Origin of the sequence: Streptomyces sp. NPDC046915 (genome assembly GCF_040644935.1) — a bacterium.
In the GTDB taxonomy this organism is placed as follows: Bacteria; Actinomycetota; Actinomycetes; order Streptomycetales; family Streptomycetaceae; genus Streptomyces.
This window is the reverse complement of sequence record NZ_JBEYXB010000001.1, coordinates 360,343-374,446: the sequence shown is the minus strand read 5'-3', so window position 1 is coordinate 374,446 and position 14,104 is coordinate 360,343. Positions and strand designations below refer to the sequence as shown.

Sequence of the window (14,104 nt, the reverse complement as noted above, 5' to 3'; positions counted from 1 at the left end):
GGGATGACAGGTCCCTTCACAGGTCACCGCGACGTCCGTCCCGTCATCGCCCTGTCCGGGGTGAGCGTCCACCGTCGTACGACGGGCCAGGAGGTGATCCTGGACGCGGTCGACTGGACCGTGCACGAGGGACAGCACTGGGCGCTGCTCGGGCCGAACGGGGCGGGGAAGACCACCATGCTGCGTCTCGCCGGAGCCTTGATCCATCCCACGACGGGATCCGTGGACGTGCTCGGGCATCGCCTCGGCCGGGTGGACGTGCGGGAGTTGCGTGCCCGCATCGGCTTTGTCAACGCGGCGCAGAAGGTGCCCCTGGACGCCACCGCGCACACGGTGGTCCTCACCGGCGTGACCGGCACGGTGCAGCCGCTGTGGCGGATGTACGACACCGCTGCCCGGGAACGCGCCCAGGTGCTCCTGGCCGAGCTGGACTGCAAGGAACTCGCCGGGCGCGCCTACGGTGACTGCTCGGGCGGACAGCGCGCCAGGATCCTCATCGCACGTGCCCTGATGTCCGACCCGTCGTTGCTGCTGCTCGACGAGCCGTTCAACGCTCTCGACCTCCCCTCGCGGGAGGACCTGGTGGACGCGCTGCACCGCCTCGCGACCGGCCGGCCGGGACTGTCCACGGTGACCGTCACCCATCATCCGGAGGAGCTGCCGCCTTCCACGTCGCACGCCTTCCTGCTGAGGGAAGGCCGTGAACTGGTCTCCGGGCCCGTGGAGTCGGTGCTCACCTCGGAGAACTTCACCGCCTGCTTCGGGCGGCCGATCCGGGTCGAATCACATGACGGCCGTTGGTACGCCAGGTCCACGGCCGTGCCTCGGTAGGGTGCTCGCATGGCTGAGAGCTGGCATTCGACCGACCTCGGGACCATACGGTTCCCGTCGGGTGTTCTGGTGCGCGGCCGGGGACTGCGCCACCCCCTGCCGGCGGGACCGACGCCGTCCTTCGCGGTCCATCTGCTCGGCAAGCAGCCCCCGCTCACCGACTGGGAAGCCCGATGGCTGCCGTGGCCCGACTTCCGGCTTCCCCGCGACCGCCGGCAAGCGCGGAAGGTGCTGCGGGAGGCGTTGACCCGGGCGGCGAACGAACGCGTCGAGATCGCCTGCGGAGGCGGGCGCGGACGGACTGGTACGGCCCTGGCCTGCATGGCCGTTCTCGACGGGGTCCCGGCCGACCGGGCCGTGGCGTTCGTCCGCCGGCACTACCACCCTCGTGCTGTGGAAACACCCTGGCAGCGACGCTTCGTGCTGCGCTTCGGCGACGTGGAAGAGACAGAAGAAGCAGAAGAGACACGGGAACAATCGCCACCATGAGCGACGGTACGGACGACGCCGAGAGCCGCCTGGCCAGGATCGAGCGGCTGTTGGAGACCGGCGAGCGCGATCTGGTCCCGGCGTGGCGCCGGGCGACGCGGGGCGAGCCGCGGTGGGCGGTGACCGCTGTGATCCTGGTGGCGGTCACCCTCCAGATGATGCTGCCGCACCGGCTGACCCTCCGACCGTACTGGGCCCTGCCGGTGCTCGAGTTGGTGCTGCTGGCCGGTCTGGTCGCGGCGAACCCTCGCCGGGTCGAGCCTCGGACATCCTGGCTGCGGTGGCTGGGCCTGGCCCTCATCTGCGTGATCAGCCTGGCCAACGGCTGGGCGGCGGTCCGGCTGGTGGCCGGTCTGGTGAACGGCACCGAGGGCAGCGATGCCGGGCCGCTGCTGCTGACCGGCGGCGGGATCTGGCTGACCAATGTCATCGTGTTCGCCCTGTGGTACTGGGAGTGGGACCGGGGCGGGCCGATGGCACGGGCGCTGGGGAACCGCCAGGTCGCCGACTTCCTCTTCGTGCAGATGCAGAGCCCGGAGCTGGCGCCCCCGGACTGGGAGCCGGCGTTTCTGGACTACCTGTACCTGTCGTTCACCAACTCCACCGCCTTCAGCCCGACCGACGTGATGCCCCTGTCGCGCTGGGCCAAGATGCTGATGATGCTTCAGTCGACGGTCTCCCTGGTCACGGTGGTCCTGGTGGTCGCCCGTGCCGTGAACATCCTGCACTGACAGCAGGCGCTCGAGGGCCGTGCCCGTGCGGCCCTCGAGCAGCTCGGATCCGGACGGCACGCGAGCGTCCGCCCGGGACGCTCAGCCGTTCCGGTAGCCGCTGACGTGCAGCAGCCGGAAGCCTTGTCCGACGAGGTCGTTGAAGGTCTGCTGGTACTGGTCCGCCGTCAGGCCGTGGCGGGCTTGCAGGGCCGGTCCGGGGCGTTGCTCGAAGATCGCGGTGAACCGGTCGCCGCCCCCCGAACTCAGGTAGCCGTTGACGTCGAGAGGTCGGAAGCCCTGTCCGACGAGGTCGTTGAAGGTCTGCTGGTACTGGTCCGCCGTCAGGCCGTGGCGGGCTTGGAAGGCCGGTCCGGGGCGTTGTTCGAAGATCGCCGCGAACAGGTCGATGCCGCCGTTGGAGTAACCGCTGACGCGTATCGGCCGGAAGCCCTGTCCGACGAGGTCGTTGAAGGTCTGCTGGTACTGGTCCGCCGTCAGGCCGTGGCGGGCTTGGAAGGCCGGCCCTGGGCTCTGTTCGAAGATCGCCGTGAACCGCTCACCCCCGGCGGCGCTCAGGTAGCCGTTGACGTCGAGGGGTCGGAAGCCTTGTCCGACGAGGTCGTTGAAGGTCTGCTGGTACTGGCCTGCCGTCAGGCCGTGGCGGGCTTGCAGGGCCGGTCCGGGGCGTTGTTCGAAGATCGCCGCGAACAGGTCGACGTCGCCGCTGGAGTAACCGCTGACCTGCACGGGCCGGAAGCCCTGTCCGACGAGGTCGTTGAACCTCTGCTGGTACTGCTCCGACGTCAGACCGTGCATCGCGTGGAACGAGGGTCCCGGGGACTGCTCCCAGATCGCGGCGAAGCGTTGCATGTCGATCGCCTCGAGCACACCCGCGACCGTGGCGGCGCCGGTGGCGCGTTCCTCTTCGCTGATCGCACGCAGGTCGTCGCGTACCTCGAAGATCAGGTTCGAGGCGTCACCGCCGTCCTCGCTGTGCAGCACCGTGGAGCCGAGCTCGGTTTCCACCACGGCCGCGGGAGCGGCACCGACGTTCGGCGAGTCCGGAGCGGCGGAGGAGCCGCCCCAGCGCACGCGTACCTCGCCCGCGGGCGCACCGTCCGGATCCTCCAACCGGTAGATGACCTGCCCCCCGGCATCGATCGCAAGCTCGTCGGTCCGGAACTCCCACTCCCCCCTGTCGCTGATGAGTTCCGGCGGACCCGCGGTCCACTCACCGCGATCGAGGCGCATCGCGGTACGCCTGAGCTTCAGGTTCCGGCGGTCCGGCCCTCTTGCCAGAGTGGCGTGATTGTTGAGCGTTACATGTGTCGATCTGCTGGTCATCGCGCTTACCTTCCGGAAAGAAGTCCCGAAAAGACCCGGCATTTCCACGCTACGCGCCGGTGCCTGCCTGTGCTCGGCAGTGCGAAGCGTGCCCGCTCGCACACGTGGCGCAGCGCCCCGCGCCGCCGTGTGTCGTGGCCGTCTGCCAGACGTCGTTCACCCGATGGTGTCGATGAACGCGCCAAGTGGCCCGTGCCCTTGATCGGTTGGCCCCGAAGCCTGTCATCGTTGCTGCTGCGGATCTCCGACGATCAAGGAGAGCTCATGGCGTCGAGAGGCACGGAGAGCAGCGAGGACTTCGGCGACGGCCGCTACGGCAAGGAACTGTTCGAACCTGAACACCCTCAGGAGGCCGAGCGGATCGACGCCGCCGCGCAGGCCTACGATCCCATCACCCTGCCCCGTCTGCGGGCGCTGGGCGTGGGGCCCGGCAGGCGCTGCCTGGAAGTGGGGGCCGGCACCGGAACGGTGGCTCGCTGGCTGCTGGACGAGGCACGCGTCGACGAGGTGGTCGCCCTGGACCGGGACACCACCGCCCTGGCCGGCCTCGGGGACCCACGGCTGAAGGTGGTCGCCGCCGACATCACCGACGAGAGCCTGCGGCCCGGCGGCTTCGACCTGATCCATGCCCGGTTCGTCCTCATGCACCTGCCCGAACGGCGCCGTCTCATCTCCCGGTTGGCGCACTGGCTGAACCCGGGAGGCTGGCTGCTGCTGGGCGATGCCGTGGAACTGCCGGACGCCCTGGACACCTCGTCCGTCTACCGGCGGACCATGGACGCCATGTGGCAGGCGCTGAAGTCGACGATCGGGACGGACATCTCGTCCGTCCCGGCGTATCCGCACTTCCTGAGAGAGGAGGGCCTGCGGAGCGTGGCCGCGGAACTGGTCTGCCCACCACTGGTCGCAGGCGACCCCCTGGCTCGTTTCTGGTCCGAGACCTGGGGCAGGATGCGGCCTGCGCTGGTGAACACCGGCAGGGTGGACGCCACCGTCATCGATGAGGCGATGGCGTATCTCGGCTCACCCCGGCTCGCGGAACTCGGGCCGGGCGTGATGATGGCCTGGGGGCAGCGGAGCTGAGGTGACGTCAGTCCGTCTGCTGTGATCGTACGTTCGGGTTGAATTACCTGTTCGAGAGCCTGTCGCGCCTCGTTCCAGGGCTCGCTCCGCGCAGAGTGTGATCATGAAGACTCCGCGTATGCACTGTCTGCGGCGATCCGTCGCGCACTCGGCCACCGCGGCCGTGATCAGCCTTGCCGCGGCCCTGGCCTCGGCCGCACCCGCCTTCGCCGACAACGCCGCACCGCCTGAGGTCGCCGGACATCAGGAGAGGTGCGAGGTGTCGGTCAAGCAGAGTCAGGGGCTCGAAGAACTCCTCTTGGCCCTTCTGCCCGGGAACATGAGAGCCATGAAGCAGGAGGACCAGTGCGCTTCCAAGGCTGACGGTCAGGCTGAAGACGGGCGCCCCTGGTTCGACGGGGACCAAAGGGCCGGGGCCGACCACGCGATGTCGGACGGTGCCCGGTCCGAAGAGTCGAGCCCGGGGCACTGAGCCGTAGCTTTCCCGCACTGGAAGACAAAAGGCACGGCGCAGGCCCGGACCCGTCGGTCCGGGCCTGCACGTCACTGTTGTCAGTCCAGGGCGTGGCCGGCCTCCTCGATGGCCTGGGCGAGTTGCCGTACCGCGGGGTCCTCGGTGACGCGGGCCAGGGCGGTGGCGTGGCGGTGGAGGGTCTCCAGGCCAGGGGCGCCCGGCAGGGAAGTGCGGTCGGAGTCCGTGGAGCGCAGGGCGTCGGCGAAGTAGGCGGCGACCGCCGTGACTTGGAAGCGGGGGCCGGCTGCCCAGACGGATGTGTGCAGGGCGCCGGTCTCCAGGTCGCCGGGGGCCTCGTGCGGGGCTCGTGTGCCGGGGTCGAGCCAGCGGACGGTGGCGGTGGCGAGGTGGCCTTCGTGCCCGGCCCGGGTGCGCACGGCGTAGAGCGCGGTGACGGTGTGGCCGGGGCCGACCTCGCCGCCGTCCACGTGGTCGTCGCGGAAGTCGTCGTCGGCGACCCGGCGGTCGTCGTAGCCGACGAGGCGGAACTCGGCTACCGTCGAGGGGTCGAAGGCCACCTGGGCCTTGGCGTCGCGGGCGGTCAGCTCGATGTTCTGCGGGAGTTGCTCGACGAACACCTTCCGCGCGTCCTCCGCGTCCGACACGTAGACCGTGTGCCCGTCGCCCTTGTCGGCGAGGCGTTCCATGAGGGCGTCGCCGTAGTCGCTGCCGACACCGACGCCGAAGAGGGTGATGCCGTGTTCGCGGCGGGCCGTCGCGATGCGCTCGAGGATGGAATCGGGGTCGGTGTTCCCGTCGTTGGCGAGTGCGTCGGAGATGAGGACGACGCGGTTGGTGGCGCCTTCGCGCAGGCCCTCGACCGCCGTGGCGTATCCCCTCTCTACGCCCGCGCCGAGGTCGGTGGAGGACTGCGCCTCAAGACCGTCGATCGCGTCGTGTATCTCACCGCGGTGTCCGCCGAGCCGGGTCATCGGCAGGACGGTCTCCGCCTTCTCGCTGAAGGTGACGAGCGCCACCGAGTCGTCGTCGCGCAGCCGGTCCGTCATCGTGTCCAGGGACTTCCTGGCCAGGTCGAGGCGGCCCGGCTCGTCCATGGAGCCGGAGACGTCGACGACGAAGGTGAGGGCGGCGGGCGGGCGTTCGCCCTCCGGGTCCGCTTCCCGGGTGGCGAGGCCGACACGGATCAGTGACCAGTTCGCCTTGTCCGTGCGGGCGCCGTCCACGGTCACCGAGAAGCCGTTGCCGTCGGGGCGGCGGTAGTCCTGGCGGAAGCTGTTGACGAACTCCTCGGGCCGCACCGTGGACGGTGCGGGCCGGCGCCCCTCGTCGAGCAGCCGGCGCGCGTAGCCGTAGGACGCGGTGTCCACGTCCAGGGCGAAGGTGGAGAGATGGTCGGACGGGGAGCCGGAGTCGGTGGCCGTCCCGTTCTGCCGCGCGTCGGAGCCCTGGCTCTGCGCGGGGGCGGGGGCCGGCTGGGCCCCGTGGTTCGGGCCGTCGACGCTGGAGTCGGCACCGCCCGCGCTGCACCCGGTGAGCAGCAGGCCGCCCGCCGCCGTGAGCGCGAGCAGCGTGCCGCGCAGCCGCTTCATCCGGAACTGCTCCATCTCGTCCGCCCCCTGTGCCGGTCGACGCCGTCTTCTGCTTCCGTGACTGTGACTGTGACGCCGTGTGAGGCCGGAACGTGCGCCCCGGGGTGTTGCGGAAGGATCTCGATGCGGCCACGGAAGAGGACCGCCCGCGTCGGCGGACCGCACCACGGCATCGGGTCGCGGTGCCCGCCCCGCACCGGTGCCGCCCCGAATCTCCGTGCTGTGTACAACTATCGCAAAGAGCAAGGAAAGTACCGTATAGACATCATCAACTCTGCGTAGTTGTGCGTACTCGTAGCGTCACCGTGCTCGACGCTTGCAGCGGAACGCAGGCCCCGACGGTCTGGGCCGTCGGGGCCTGCGTGATGTACCGACTGCAGAGGGAGTGAGCACGGTGGGACGGCGCGGTGCCCGACGGGAAGCGGAACGAGTGGCGGCGTTGGCCGCCGATCAACTGCTGCGAGCGGGAAGCATGCTGCGCCGGACCGAGACCACACCTGATCTGCGGGCGGTCTTCCGCACCGATCAGGGCGTCAACGACGCTCCCTACCGGGAGCGTTGGGCCCACGACAAGGTCGTCCGCTCCACCCATGGCGTGAACTGCACCGGCTCGTGCTCGTGGAAGGTGTACGTCAAGGACGGCCTGATCACCTGGGAGACCCAGGAGACCGACTACCCCTCGACGGGCCCCGACCGGCCCGAGTACGAGCCGCGCGGCTGCCCGCGCGGCGCGTCCTTCTCCTGGTACACGTACTCGCCGACGCGCGTGCGCCACCCGCACGTGCGAGGCGTCCTCCTGGAGATGTACCGCGAGGCCCGCGCGCGGCTCGGCGATCCCGTGGCGGCGTGGGCCGAGGTCACCGGCGACCCCGGCAAACGGCGGCGCTACCAGTCGGCGCGGGGCAAGGGCGGCCTCGTGCGCGTCGGCTGGGAGGAGGCCCTGGAGATCGCCGCCGCCGCACATGTGCACACCATCGCCGCCCACGGCCCGGACCGGGTCGCGGGTTTCTCGCCGATCCCGGCGATGTCCATGGCCTCGCACGCGGTGGGCGCCCGCTTCATGTCCCTGATCGGCGCGCCGATGCTCACCTTCTACGACTGGTACGCCGACCTGCCGATCGCCTCGCCGCAGGTGTTCGGCGACCAGACGGACGTACCCGAGTCCGGGGACTGGTGGGACGCCGCGTACCTGATGCTGTGGGGTTCCAACGTGCCGGTGACACGGACGCCGGACGCGCACTGGATGGCCGAGGCCCGCTACCGGGGCCAGAAGGTCGTCGTGGTCTCCCCGGACTACGCGGACGCCACCAAGTTCGCGGACGAGTGGCTGCACCCGCACCCGGGCACCGACGGAGCCCTGGCGATGGCCATGGGGCATGTGATCCTCGACGAGTTCTTCGTGCGGCGGCAGGTGCCGTACTTCACCGACTACGTCCGGCGCTTCACCGACCTGCCGTTCCTGGTCGAACTCGACGAGCGCGACGGCGTGTTCGTCCCGGGAAAGTTCGTCACGGCCGCGATGCTCGGACCCGACGAGGACGACGAGCACGCCGCATGGAAACCGGTGCTCCTCGACGCCGGCTCCGGGCGCCCGGTCGTGCCGAACGGCACCCTGGGCGACCGCTGGTCGAAGCGCGGCGAGGGACGCTGGAACCTCGACCTCGGCGACGTCGAGCCGCAGCTCACCCTGCACCGAACGGGTGCGGACGCCGACGCCGACTCCGTCTGCGTGCTGCTGCCCCGGTTCGACGGCGGGCCGCCCACGGCACGCGGTGTCCCGGTACGCGAGCTGGGCGGACGACGGGTCACCACGGTGTTCGACCTGCTGCTCGCCCAGTACGGAGTCGCCCGCGAGGGGCTGCCGGGCCAGTGGCCCGCCGGCCACCAGGACGCCTCCCAGCCCTGCACCCCCGCCTGGCAGGAGGCGATCACCTCGGTGCCGGCCGACTCGGTGGTGCGTCTGGCCCGCGAGTTCGCGCACACCGCCGAGAAGACCCACGGCCGCTGCATGATCGTCATGGGTGCGGGCACCAACCACTGGTTCCACTCCGACACCATCTACCGCGCCTTCCTCACCCTGCTGCTGCTCACCGGCTGCCAGGGCGTCAACGGCGGCGGCTGGGCACACTACGTGGGCCAGGAAAAGGTGCGCCCCTACGCCGGGTGGCAGCAGTTGCAGTCGGCCGCGGACTGGGTACGGCCCTCACGGCAGATGGCCGGGACACCGTACTGGTACCTGCACACCGACCAGTGGCGCTACGACGCGCACGCCGCCGACGCCCTCGCCTCGCCCACCGGCAAGGGGCTGTTCGCCGGACGGCACACCGCCGACCTGGTCGCCCAGTCGATGCGGCTCGGCTGGATGCCCTCGGCCCCCACCTTCTCCGCCAACCCGCTCGACCTCGGCCGCGCCGTGCGGAGCAGCGGGCACGAGCCCGACGCATGGGTGGCCTCCCAACTCTCCGCCGGACGACTGTCGTTCGCCTGCGAGGATCCCGACGACCCGGCCAACTGGCCGCGCGTGCTCACGGTCTGGCGGGCCAACCTGATCGGCTCCTCGGCCAAGGGCAACGAGTTCTTCCTGCGCCACCTGCTCGGCGCGAGCGACAACGCGACCGCGGAACAGGCCCCACCACAAGCCCGGCCGCACGACCTCGTGTGGCACGAGGAGCCGCCGCGCGGCAAGCTCGACCTGCTGCTCGCACTCGACTTCCGGATGACGTCGACGACGCTCATGGCCGACGTGGTGCTGCCGGCCGCCACCTGGTACGAGAAGCACGACCTGTCCAGCACCGACATGCACCCCTACGTGCACGCGTTCTCCCCCGCGATCAGCCCGCCCTGGCAGGCCCGGACGGACTTCGAGATCTTCCACACGCTGGCCGCCAGGTTCAGCGAACTGGCCGCGGGCCGGCTCGACACGGCCCACGACCTGGTGGCCACGCCGCAGCAGCACGACACCCCGGGCGAGACCGCTCAGCCCGGCGGCACGGTACGGGACTGGCGCGCGGGCCGGCCGCCGGAGCCGGGCCGCAACCTCCCGCACTTCACCCTGGTCGAGCGCGACTACACGGCCGTCGCCGACAAGCTCGCCGCCTTCGGCCCGCTCGCCGAGGAGCACGGGATCACCGTCAAGGGCGTCACCGTACGGCCCGCGCCCGAAGCACGCTGGCTCGCCTCCCGCTGCGGCACCGCCGCCTCGGGACCCGCGCGCGGACGCCCCCTGCTGGACACCGACGTCAAGCTCTGCGAGGCCATCCTCGCCCTGTCCGGCACGACCAACGGCCGTCTGGCGGCGGAGGGGTTCGAGAGACTCGCCGAACGCTGCGGACCGGGCAGCGGGTTCGCCGCCCTCGCCGAAGCCGTGCACGAACGGCGGGTCGTCTTCGCCGACACCCAGGACCGGCCCGTGCAGGTCGGCACCAGCTACGAGTGGTCCGGCAAGGAGGCACCCGACCGGCGCTACGCGCCGTTCACGGTCAACACCGAGCACCACAAACCCTGGCACACCCTGACCGGCCGCCAGCACTTCTACCTCGACCACGACTGGATGGCCGAACTGGGCGAGCAACTGCCCGTCTACCGGCCGCCCCTGGACCTTCCACCGCAAGCCGCCTCCGGCGAGCGGGAGGTCGACGTCCGCTACCTCACCCCGCACTCGAAGTGGTCGATCCACTCCGAGTACCAGGAGAACCTGCTGATGCAGACCCTGGCCCGCGGCGGCCCCGTCATCTGGATGAGCGTGGCCGACGCCGAGGCCATCGGCGCGGCCGACAACGACTGGGTGGAGGCGGTCAACCCGGGCGGCGTCGTGGTCGCCCGCGCCGTCGTCTCGCACCGCATGCCGACCGGCACGGTGTTCATGTACCACGTACAGGAACGCCTGGTGAACGTCCCCCGCAGCGAGACCACCGGCCGGCGCGGCGGCGTCCACAACGCCCTCACCCGGATCCTGCTCAAGCCCACCCATCTCATCGGCGGATACGCCCAGTTGTCGTTCGCCCCCAACTACTACGGCCCCACCGGGAACCAGCGCGACGCCCGCACCGTGATCCGCCGCCGCGCGCAGGAGGTGCAGTACTGACATGCGCTGCATGGCCCAGATCGCCATGGTCATGAACCTCGACAAATGCATCGGCTGCCACACCTGCTCGGTCACCTGCAAACAGACCTGGACCAACCGCACCGGCACCGAGTACGCCTGGTTCAACAACGTCGAGACCCGCCCCGGACAGGGCTACCCCAGGGGCCACGAGGACCAGGACCGGTGGAAGGGCGGCTGGCGCCTGGACGCCCGGGGCCGGCTCGTCCCGCGCACCGGAGGCCGCGCCCGACGCCTGGCCCGCCTCTTCGCCAACCCCGAACTGCCCTCCCTCCAGGACTACTACGAACCCTGGACCTACGACTACGACAACCTGATCTCCGCCCCGCTCGGCGACGACCTGCCCACCGCCCGCCCCCGCTCCCTGATCGACGGCCGCCCCACCGCCGTGTCCTGGGGCCCCAACTGGGACGACGACCTGGGCGGCGGCCCCGATCACCTGGCGGGCGACCCGGTGCTGCGGCAGCTGAACGAACAGGTGCGCCTGGAGTACGAGCAGGCCTTCATGTTCTACCTGCCGCGCATCTGCGAGCACTGCCTCAACCCCTCCTGCGTGGCGGTCTGCCCGTCCGGGGCGCTCTACAAGCGGATCGAGGACGGCATCGTCCTGGTCGACCAGGACCGCTGCCGGGGCTGGCGGATGTGCGTGAGCGGATGCCCGTACAAGAAGGTCTACTTCAACCACACCACCGGCAAGGCCGAGAAGTGCACCTTCTGCTACCCGCGCGTCGAGGCGGGCGAGCCGACCGTCTGCTCGGAGACCTGCGTGGGCCGGCTGCGCTACCTCGGCGTCATGCTCTACGACGCCGACAAGGTGGGCGAGGCCGCCGCGACCCCCGACGAACGCGACCTGTACGAAGCGCAGTTGGGCTGCTTCCTCGACCCGCACGACCCCGAGGTGGTGCGCGCAGCCGAGGAGTCGGGCATCCCGCACGACTGGATCTCGGCGGCCCGCCGCTCCCCGGTCCGCGACTTCATCACCACGTACCGCATCGCGCTGCCCCTGCACCCCGAGTACCGGACGATGCCCATGGTCTGGTACGTCCCTCCACTGTCCCCCGTGGTCGAGGCGCTCGCCCGCAGCGGCCACGACGGGGAGGACCCGGCGGCCCTCTTCGGCGCGATCGACTCCCTGCGCATCCCGCTCGGTTACCTCGCCGGCCTGTTCACCGCGGGCGACACCGCGCCCGTGGAGGCCGCGCTGTGCCGTCTGGCCGCGATGCGCGCCCACATGCGCGCCATCAACCTCGGCGAGGAGCGCGACCCGGCCGTCGCCGCGGCCGTCGGCCTGGACGAGCGGTCCATCGAGGCCATGTACCGGCTGCTGGCGCTGGCCAAGTACGAGGAGCGGTACGTCATTCCCACCACCTATGTCGCCGGTGGCGGGGACGGGCCGGCCGGCGCGGGTTGCAGCCTGGACCACGACGGCGGCCCCGGCATGTACGGCCCGGACGCGGCGGTCGCCTTCCACACCCCGCCGGTGCCCGCGGCCGAGGACGCCGACCCGGGGGCGCGGGCCGGCCTGCGCGGCCGGGTCAATCTGCTCAACTGGAACGGTCACGGCCGGCCGCGAGGACTGTTCCCCGAACGGAAGGCCGAGCCGCCGCGATGAACCAGCACCGAGCCGTCCACCAGGCGGCCTCCCTGCTCCTGAACTACCCCGACCAGCGCTGGCCGGCCCACCGCACCCTGGTGCTGGAGTCGATCGACGGGCTGTCCGGCCCGGCGACGGACTTCCTGCTGCGGTTCTGCCGCCGCACCGCCGACGTTCCGCTGCTCGAACTGGCGGCCCAGTACGTCAGCACCTTCGACCGCAGCCGCCGCCGCACCCTGCACCTGACCCACTACACGGACGGTGACACCCGGCGCCGAGGCGCCTCGCTCGCCGCGCTCAAGGCCCGCTACCGGCAGTACGGCTGGGAGCCGTCCGACGGCGAACTGCCCGACCACCTCCCCGCCGTCCTGGAGTTCGCGGCGCGCTGCCCGGCCGCCGGCCATGCCGTGCTGCACGAGCACCGCGGCGCCCTCGCCCTGCTCGCCGCCGGCCTCGCCGCCCAGGGCAGTCCCTATCTCGACGTGATCCGCGCCGTCCGGGCCACCCTCGACGAAGGAGTACGCCGCTGATGACGCACCTGCGCATCGCGCTGTGGGGCGCACTGCCCTATCTCTCCCTGGCCGTGCTGGTCGCCGGCACCGCCTGGCGCTACCGCTACGACCGCTTCGGCTTCACCACCCGCTCCAGCCAACTCCACGAGTCCCGGCTGCTGAGCATCGGCGGCCCGCTGTTCCACTACGCGCTGTTCCTCGTCATCGGCGGCCACGTCATGGGCCTGCTCGTCCCCGAAGCCCTCACCCGGCGCCTGAGGATCAGCGAGGAGCAGTACCACGCCGTGGCCCTGGCCATGGGAGGCACGGCGGGCATCGCGGCCGTCACGGGCCTCGCCCTGCTGCTGTACCGCCGGCTGCGCGTACCCGCCGTACGCCGCGCCACCAGCCGCAGCGACCGGGCCACGTACCCGCTGCTCGTCCTCGTCCTGCTCGCCGGCCTCACCGCCACCGCCTCCTCGGTGACCGACCCCTACGACTACCGGCTCGGTGTCGCCGTCTGGTTCCGCAGCCTGTTCACCCTCGACCCCGACGTCACCGCCATGGCGCACGCCCCGCTCGTCTACCAGTGTCATGCTCTGCTGGCCCTGGCCCTCTTCGCCCTGTGGCCGTTCAGCCGCCTCGTCCACGCGTTCGCGCCGCCGCTCGCCTACGCGGCCCGGCCCTACGTCGTCTACCGCTCCCGCGGCCGGGCACCTTCCGGCCATGTGCGGGGATAGGGCACACGCATCGACCAGGCCCGCGCGTGCAGGTACGGCTCGACCTCACCGGCCGGTATCCCGCCGCGGATCATCAGGGCGAAGGCGAAGATGCGCCGCGCGCCGTACCGGACGGCGCCGGCCGGGTCGTCGACGAGGCGCTGGGTACGGCGCAGCGCGGTGGCGAAGGCCGCGCCCGGATCGGGGGGCACCGGCCCGTGCGAGGGCAGGATCACCCGGGGGCCGAGACCGGCGATCCGCTCCAGCGAGTCGAGCGCGGTGGCCTCCGCACCGGGCCCGTCGAGGGCGAGGCTGACCCAGCCGACGTCGTAGTCCGACAGCGCGACGCCGGACACCAGCAGCCGCTCGTCCGGCTGCCACAGCGCCAGATGCCCCGGGTGTGGCCGGGCGTGCGGACGACCTACCAGTCGGCCTCCCCGAGCCGGAGGACCCGTCCGTCGTCGAGCGGTATGTCGACCGTGTACGGGGCGACCGGCTGGTCGAGGTATTCGGCCGCGCAACAGCCGGGATCCCTGCCGACGTCCCCGGCGTGCGCGCGGACCCGGGCGGCGGTCTCCTCCGAGTGGCCGACGAACCCGCTGCCGGCCGTGCAGCAGGAGCAGGTTGGCATCGGGGAACGGCCGTTGCCGCCAGGTCACCCAGGACGGCAACGG

General features: G+C 71.2%; 12 protein-coding genes. 8 read left to right on the top strand and 4 right to left on the bottom strand.

The window, feature by feature from the left end:
* Window positions 1-3 precede the first annotated feature (3 nt).
* Genes ABZ915_RS01625 through ABZ915_RS01615 form a run of 3 tightly spaced genes read left to right on the top strand, consistent with a single transcriptional unit; the run spans window position 4 to window position 2,051 of the window.
* Window positions 4-831 (top strand): ATP-binding cassette domain-containing protein, encoded by an 828-nt coding sequence (locus tag ABZ915_RS01625; protein ID WP_361793994.1) that lies wholly within the window; start codon window positions 4-6, stop codon window positions 829-831.
* Window positions 832-840: 9 nt separating this feature from the next.
* Complete coding sequence (locus ABZ915_RS01620; RefSeq protein ID WP_361793991.1) at window positions 841-1,320, top strand: protein-tyrosine phosphatase family protein; 480 nt, start codon at window positions 841-843, stop codon at window positions 1,318-1,320.
* A complete protein-coding gene (locus tag ABZ915_RS01615) occupies window positions 1,317-2,051 on the top strand; it encodes a hypothetical protein (protein ID WP_361793988.1) in 735 nt (244 codons plus the stop codon). The genes ABZ915_RS01620 and ABZ915_RS01615 overlap by 4 nt, the downstream gene beginning before the upstream one ends.
* A gap of 81 nt (window positions 2,052-2,132) precedes the next feature.
* Here the strand turns inward: ABZ915_RS01615 and ABZ915_RS01610 are convergent, their stop codons facing one another.
* Entirely contained in the window at window positions 2,133-3,284 is a 1,152-nt protein-coding gene (locus ABZ915_RS01610; protein ID WP_361793985.1) for a hypothetical protein, read from the bottom strand.
* A 357-nt stretch (window positions 3,285-3,641) separates the two neighbouring features.
* Between ABZ915_RS01610 and ABZ915_RS01605 the strand changes: the two genes are divergently transcribed.
* A complete protein-coding gene (locus ABZ915_RS01605) occupies window positions 3,642-4,460 on the top strand; it encodes a class I SAM-dependent methyltransferase (RefSeq protein ID WP_361793982.1) in 819 nt (272 codons plus the stop codon).
* Window positions 4,461-5,012: 552 nt separating this feature from the next.
* Here the strand turns inward: ABZ915_RS01605 and ABZ915_RS01600 are convergent.
* Window positions 5,013-6,539, bottom strand: a complete 1,527-nt coding sequence (locus tag ABZ915_RS01600; RefSeq protein ID WP_361793979.1) for a von Willebrand factor type A domain-containing protein — start codon at window positions 6,537-6,539, stop codon at window positions 5,013-5,015.
* Between the two features lie 457 nt (window positions 6,540-6,996).
* Here ABZ915_RS01600 and ABZ915_RS01595 point away from each other — a divergent pair, with 457 nt between their 5' ends.
* The 4 genes from ABZ915_RS01595 to narI are packed head-to-tail and all read left to right on the top strand — an operon-like array spanning window position 6,997 to window position 13,451.
* Window positions 6,997-10,608: a nitrate reductase subunit alpha gene (locus ABZ915_RS01595; protein WP_361795759.1), complete on the top strand. Its 3,612-nt coding sequence runs from the start codon at window positions 6,997-6,999 to the stop codon at window positions 10,606-10,608.
* Window position 10,609: 1 nt separating this feature from the next.
* Window positions 10,610-12,238, top strand: coding sequence for a nitrate reductase subunit beta (gene narH / locus ABZ915_RS01590; protein ID WP_361793976.1), 1,629 nt, complete (start codon window positions 10,610-10,612; stop codon window positions 12,236-12,238).
* Window positions 12,235-12,750, top strand: a complete 516-nt coding sequence (gene narJ, locus ABZ915_RS01585) for a nitrate reductase molybdenum cofactor assembly chaperone (protein WP_361793973.1) — start codon at window positions 12,235-12,237, stop codon at window positions 12,748-12,750. The genes narH and narJ overlap by 4 nt, the downstream gene beginning before the upstream one ends.
* Window positions 12,750-13,451 carry a respiratory nitrate reductase subunit gamma gene (gene narI, locus ABZ915_RS01580; protein WP_361793970.1) on the top strand — a complete coding sequence of 234 codons (702 nt, stop codon included), beginning with the start codon at window positions 12,750-12,752 and terminating at the stop codon, window positions 13,449-13,451. The genes narJ and narI overlap by 1 nt, the downstream gene beginning before the upstream one ends.
* Here the strand turns inward: narI and ABZ915_RS01575 are convergent.
* Together ABZ915_RS01575 and ABZ915_RS01570 are read right to left on the bottom strand one after the other, a co-directional pair.
* A complete protein-coding gene (locus ABZ915_RS01575; RefSeq protein ID WP_361793967.1) occupies window positions 13,406-13,951 on the bottom strand; it encodes an MBL fold metallo-hydrolase in 546 nt (181 codons plus the stop codon). The genes narI and ABZ915_RS01575 overlap by 46 nt on opposite strands.
* On the bottom strand, window positions 13,852-14,061 hold the full coding sequence (locus ABZ915_RS01570) for a hypothetical protein (protein ID WP_361795861.1): 210 nt from the start codon (window positions 14,059-14,061) through the stop codon (window positions 13,852-13,854). The genes ABZ915_RS01575 and ABZ915_RS01570 overlap by 100 nt, the downstream gene beginning before the upstream one ends.
* Window positions 14,062-14,104 lie beyond the last annotated feature (43 nt).

Excerpts from the sequence above, each read along its gene's own strand:
- ABZ915_RS01595 (WP_361795759.1), top strand. The coding sequence starts at position 6,997 with ATGCTGCGCCGGACCGAGACCACACCTGATCTGCGGGCGGTCTTCCGC.
- ABZ915_RS01600 (WP_361793979.1), bottom strand. The coding sequence starts at position 6,539 with ATGGAGCAGTTCCGGATGAAGCGGCTGCGCGGCACGCTGCTCGCGCTC.
- ABZ915_RS01625 (WP_361793994.1), top strand. The coding sequence starts at position 4 with ATGACAGGTCCCTTCACAGGTCACCGCGACGTCCGTCCCGTCATCGCC.
- ABZ915_RS01610 (WP_361793985.1), bottom strand. The coding sequence starts at position 3,284 with ATGCGCCTCGATCGCGGTGAGTGGACCGCGGGTCCGCCGGAACTCATC.
- ABZ915_RS01615 (WP_361793988.1), top strand. The coding sequence starts at position 1,317 with ATGAGCGACGGTACGGACGACGCCGAGAGCCGCCTGGCCAGGATCGAG.
- ABZ915_RS01570 (WP_361795861.1), bottom strand. The coding sequence starts at position 14,061 with ATGCCAACCTGCTCCTGCTGCACGGCCGGCAGCGGGTTCGTCGGCCAC.
- ABZ915_RS01620 (WP_361793991.1), top strand. The coding sequence starts at position 841 with ATGGCTGAGAGCTGGCATTCGACCGACCTCGGGACCATACGGTTCCCG.
- ABZ915_RS01605 (WP_361793982.1), top strand. The coding sequence starts at position 3,642 with ATGGCGTCGAGAGGCACGGAGAGCAGCGAGGACTTCGGCGACGGCCGC.
- narJ (WP_361793973.1), top strand. The coding sequence starts at position 12,235 with ATGAACCAGCACCGAGCCGTCCACCAGGCGGCCTCCCTGCTCCTGAAC.
- narH (WP_361793976.1), top strand. The coding sequence starts at position 10,610 with ATGCGCTGCATGGCCCAGATCGCCATGGTCATGAACCTCGACAAATGC.
- narI (WP_361793970.1), top strand. The coding sequence starts at position 12,750 with ATGACGCACCTGCGCATCGCGCTGTGGGGCGCACTGCCCTATCTCTCC.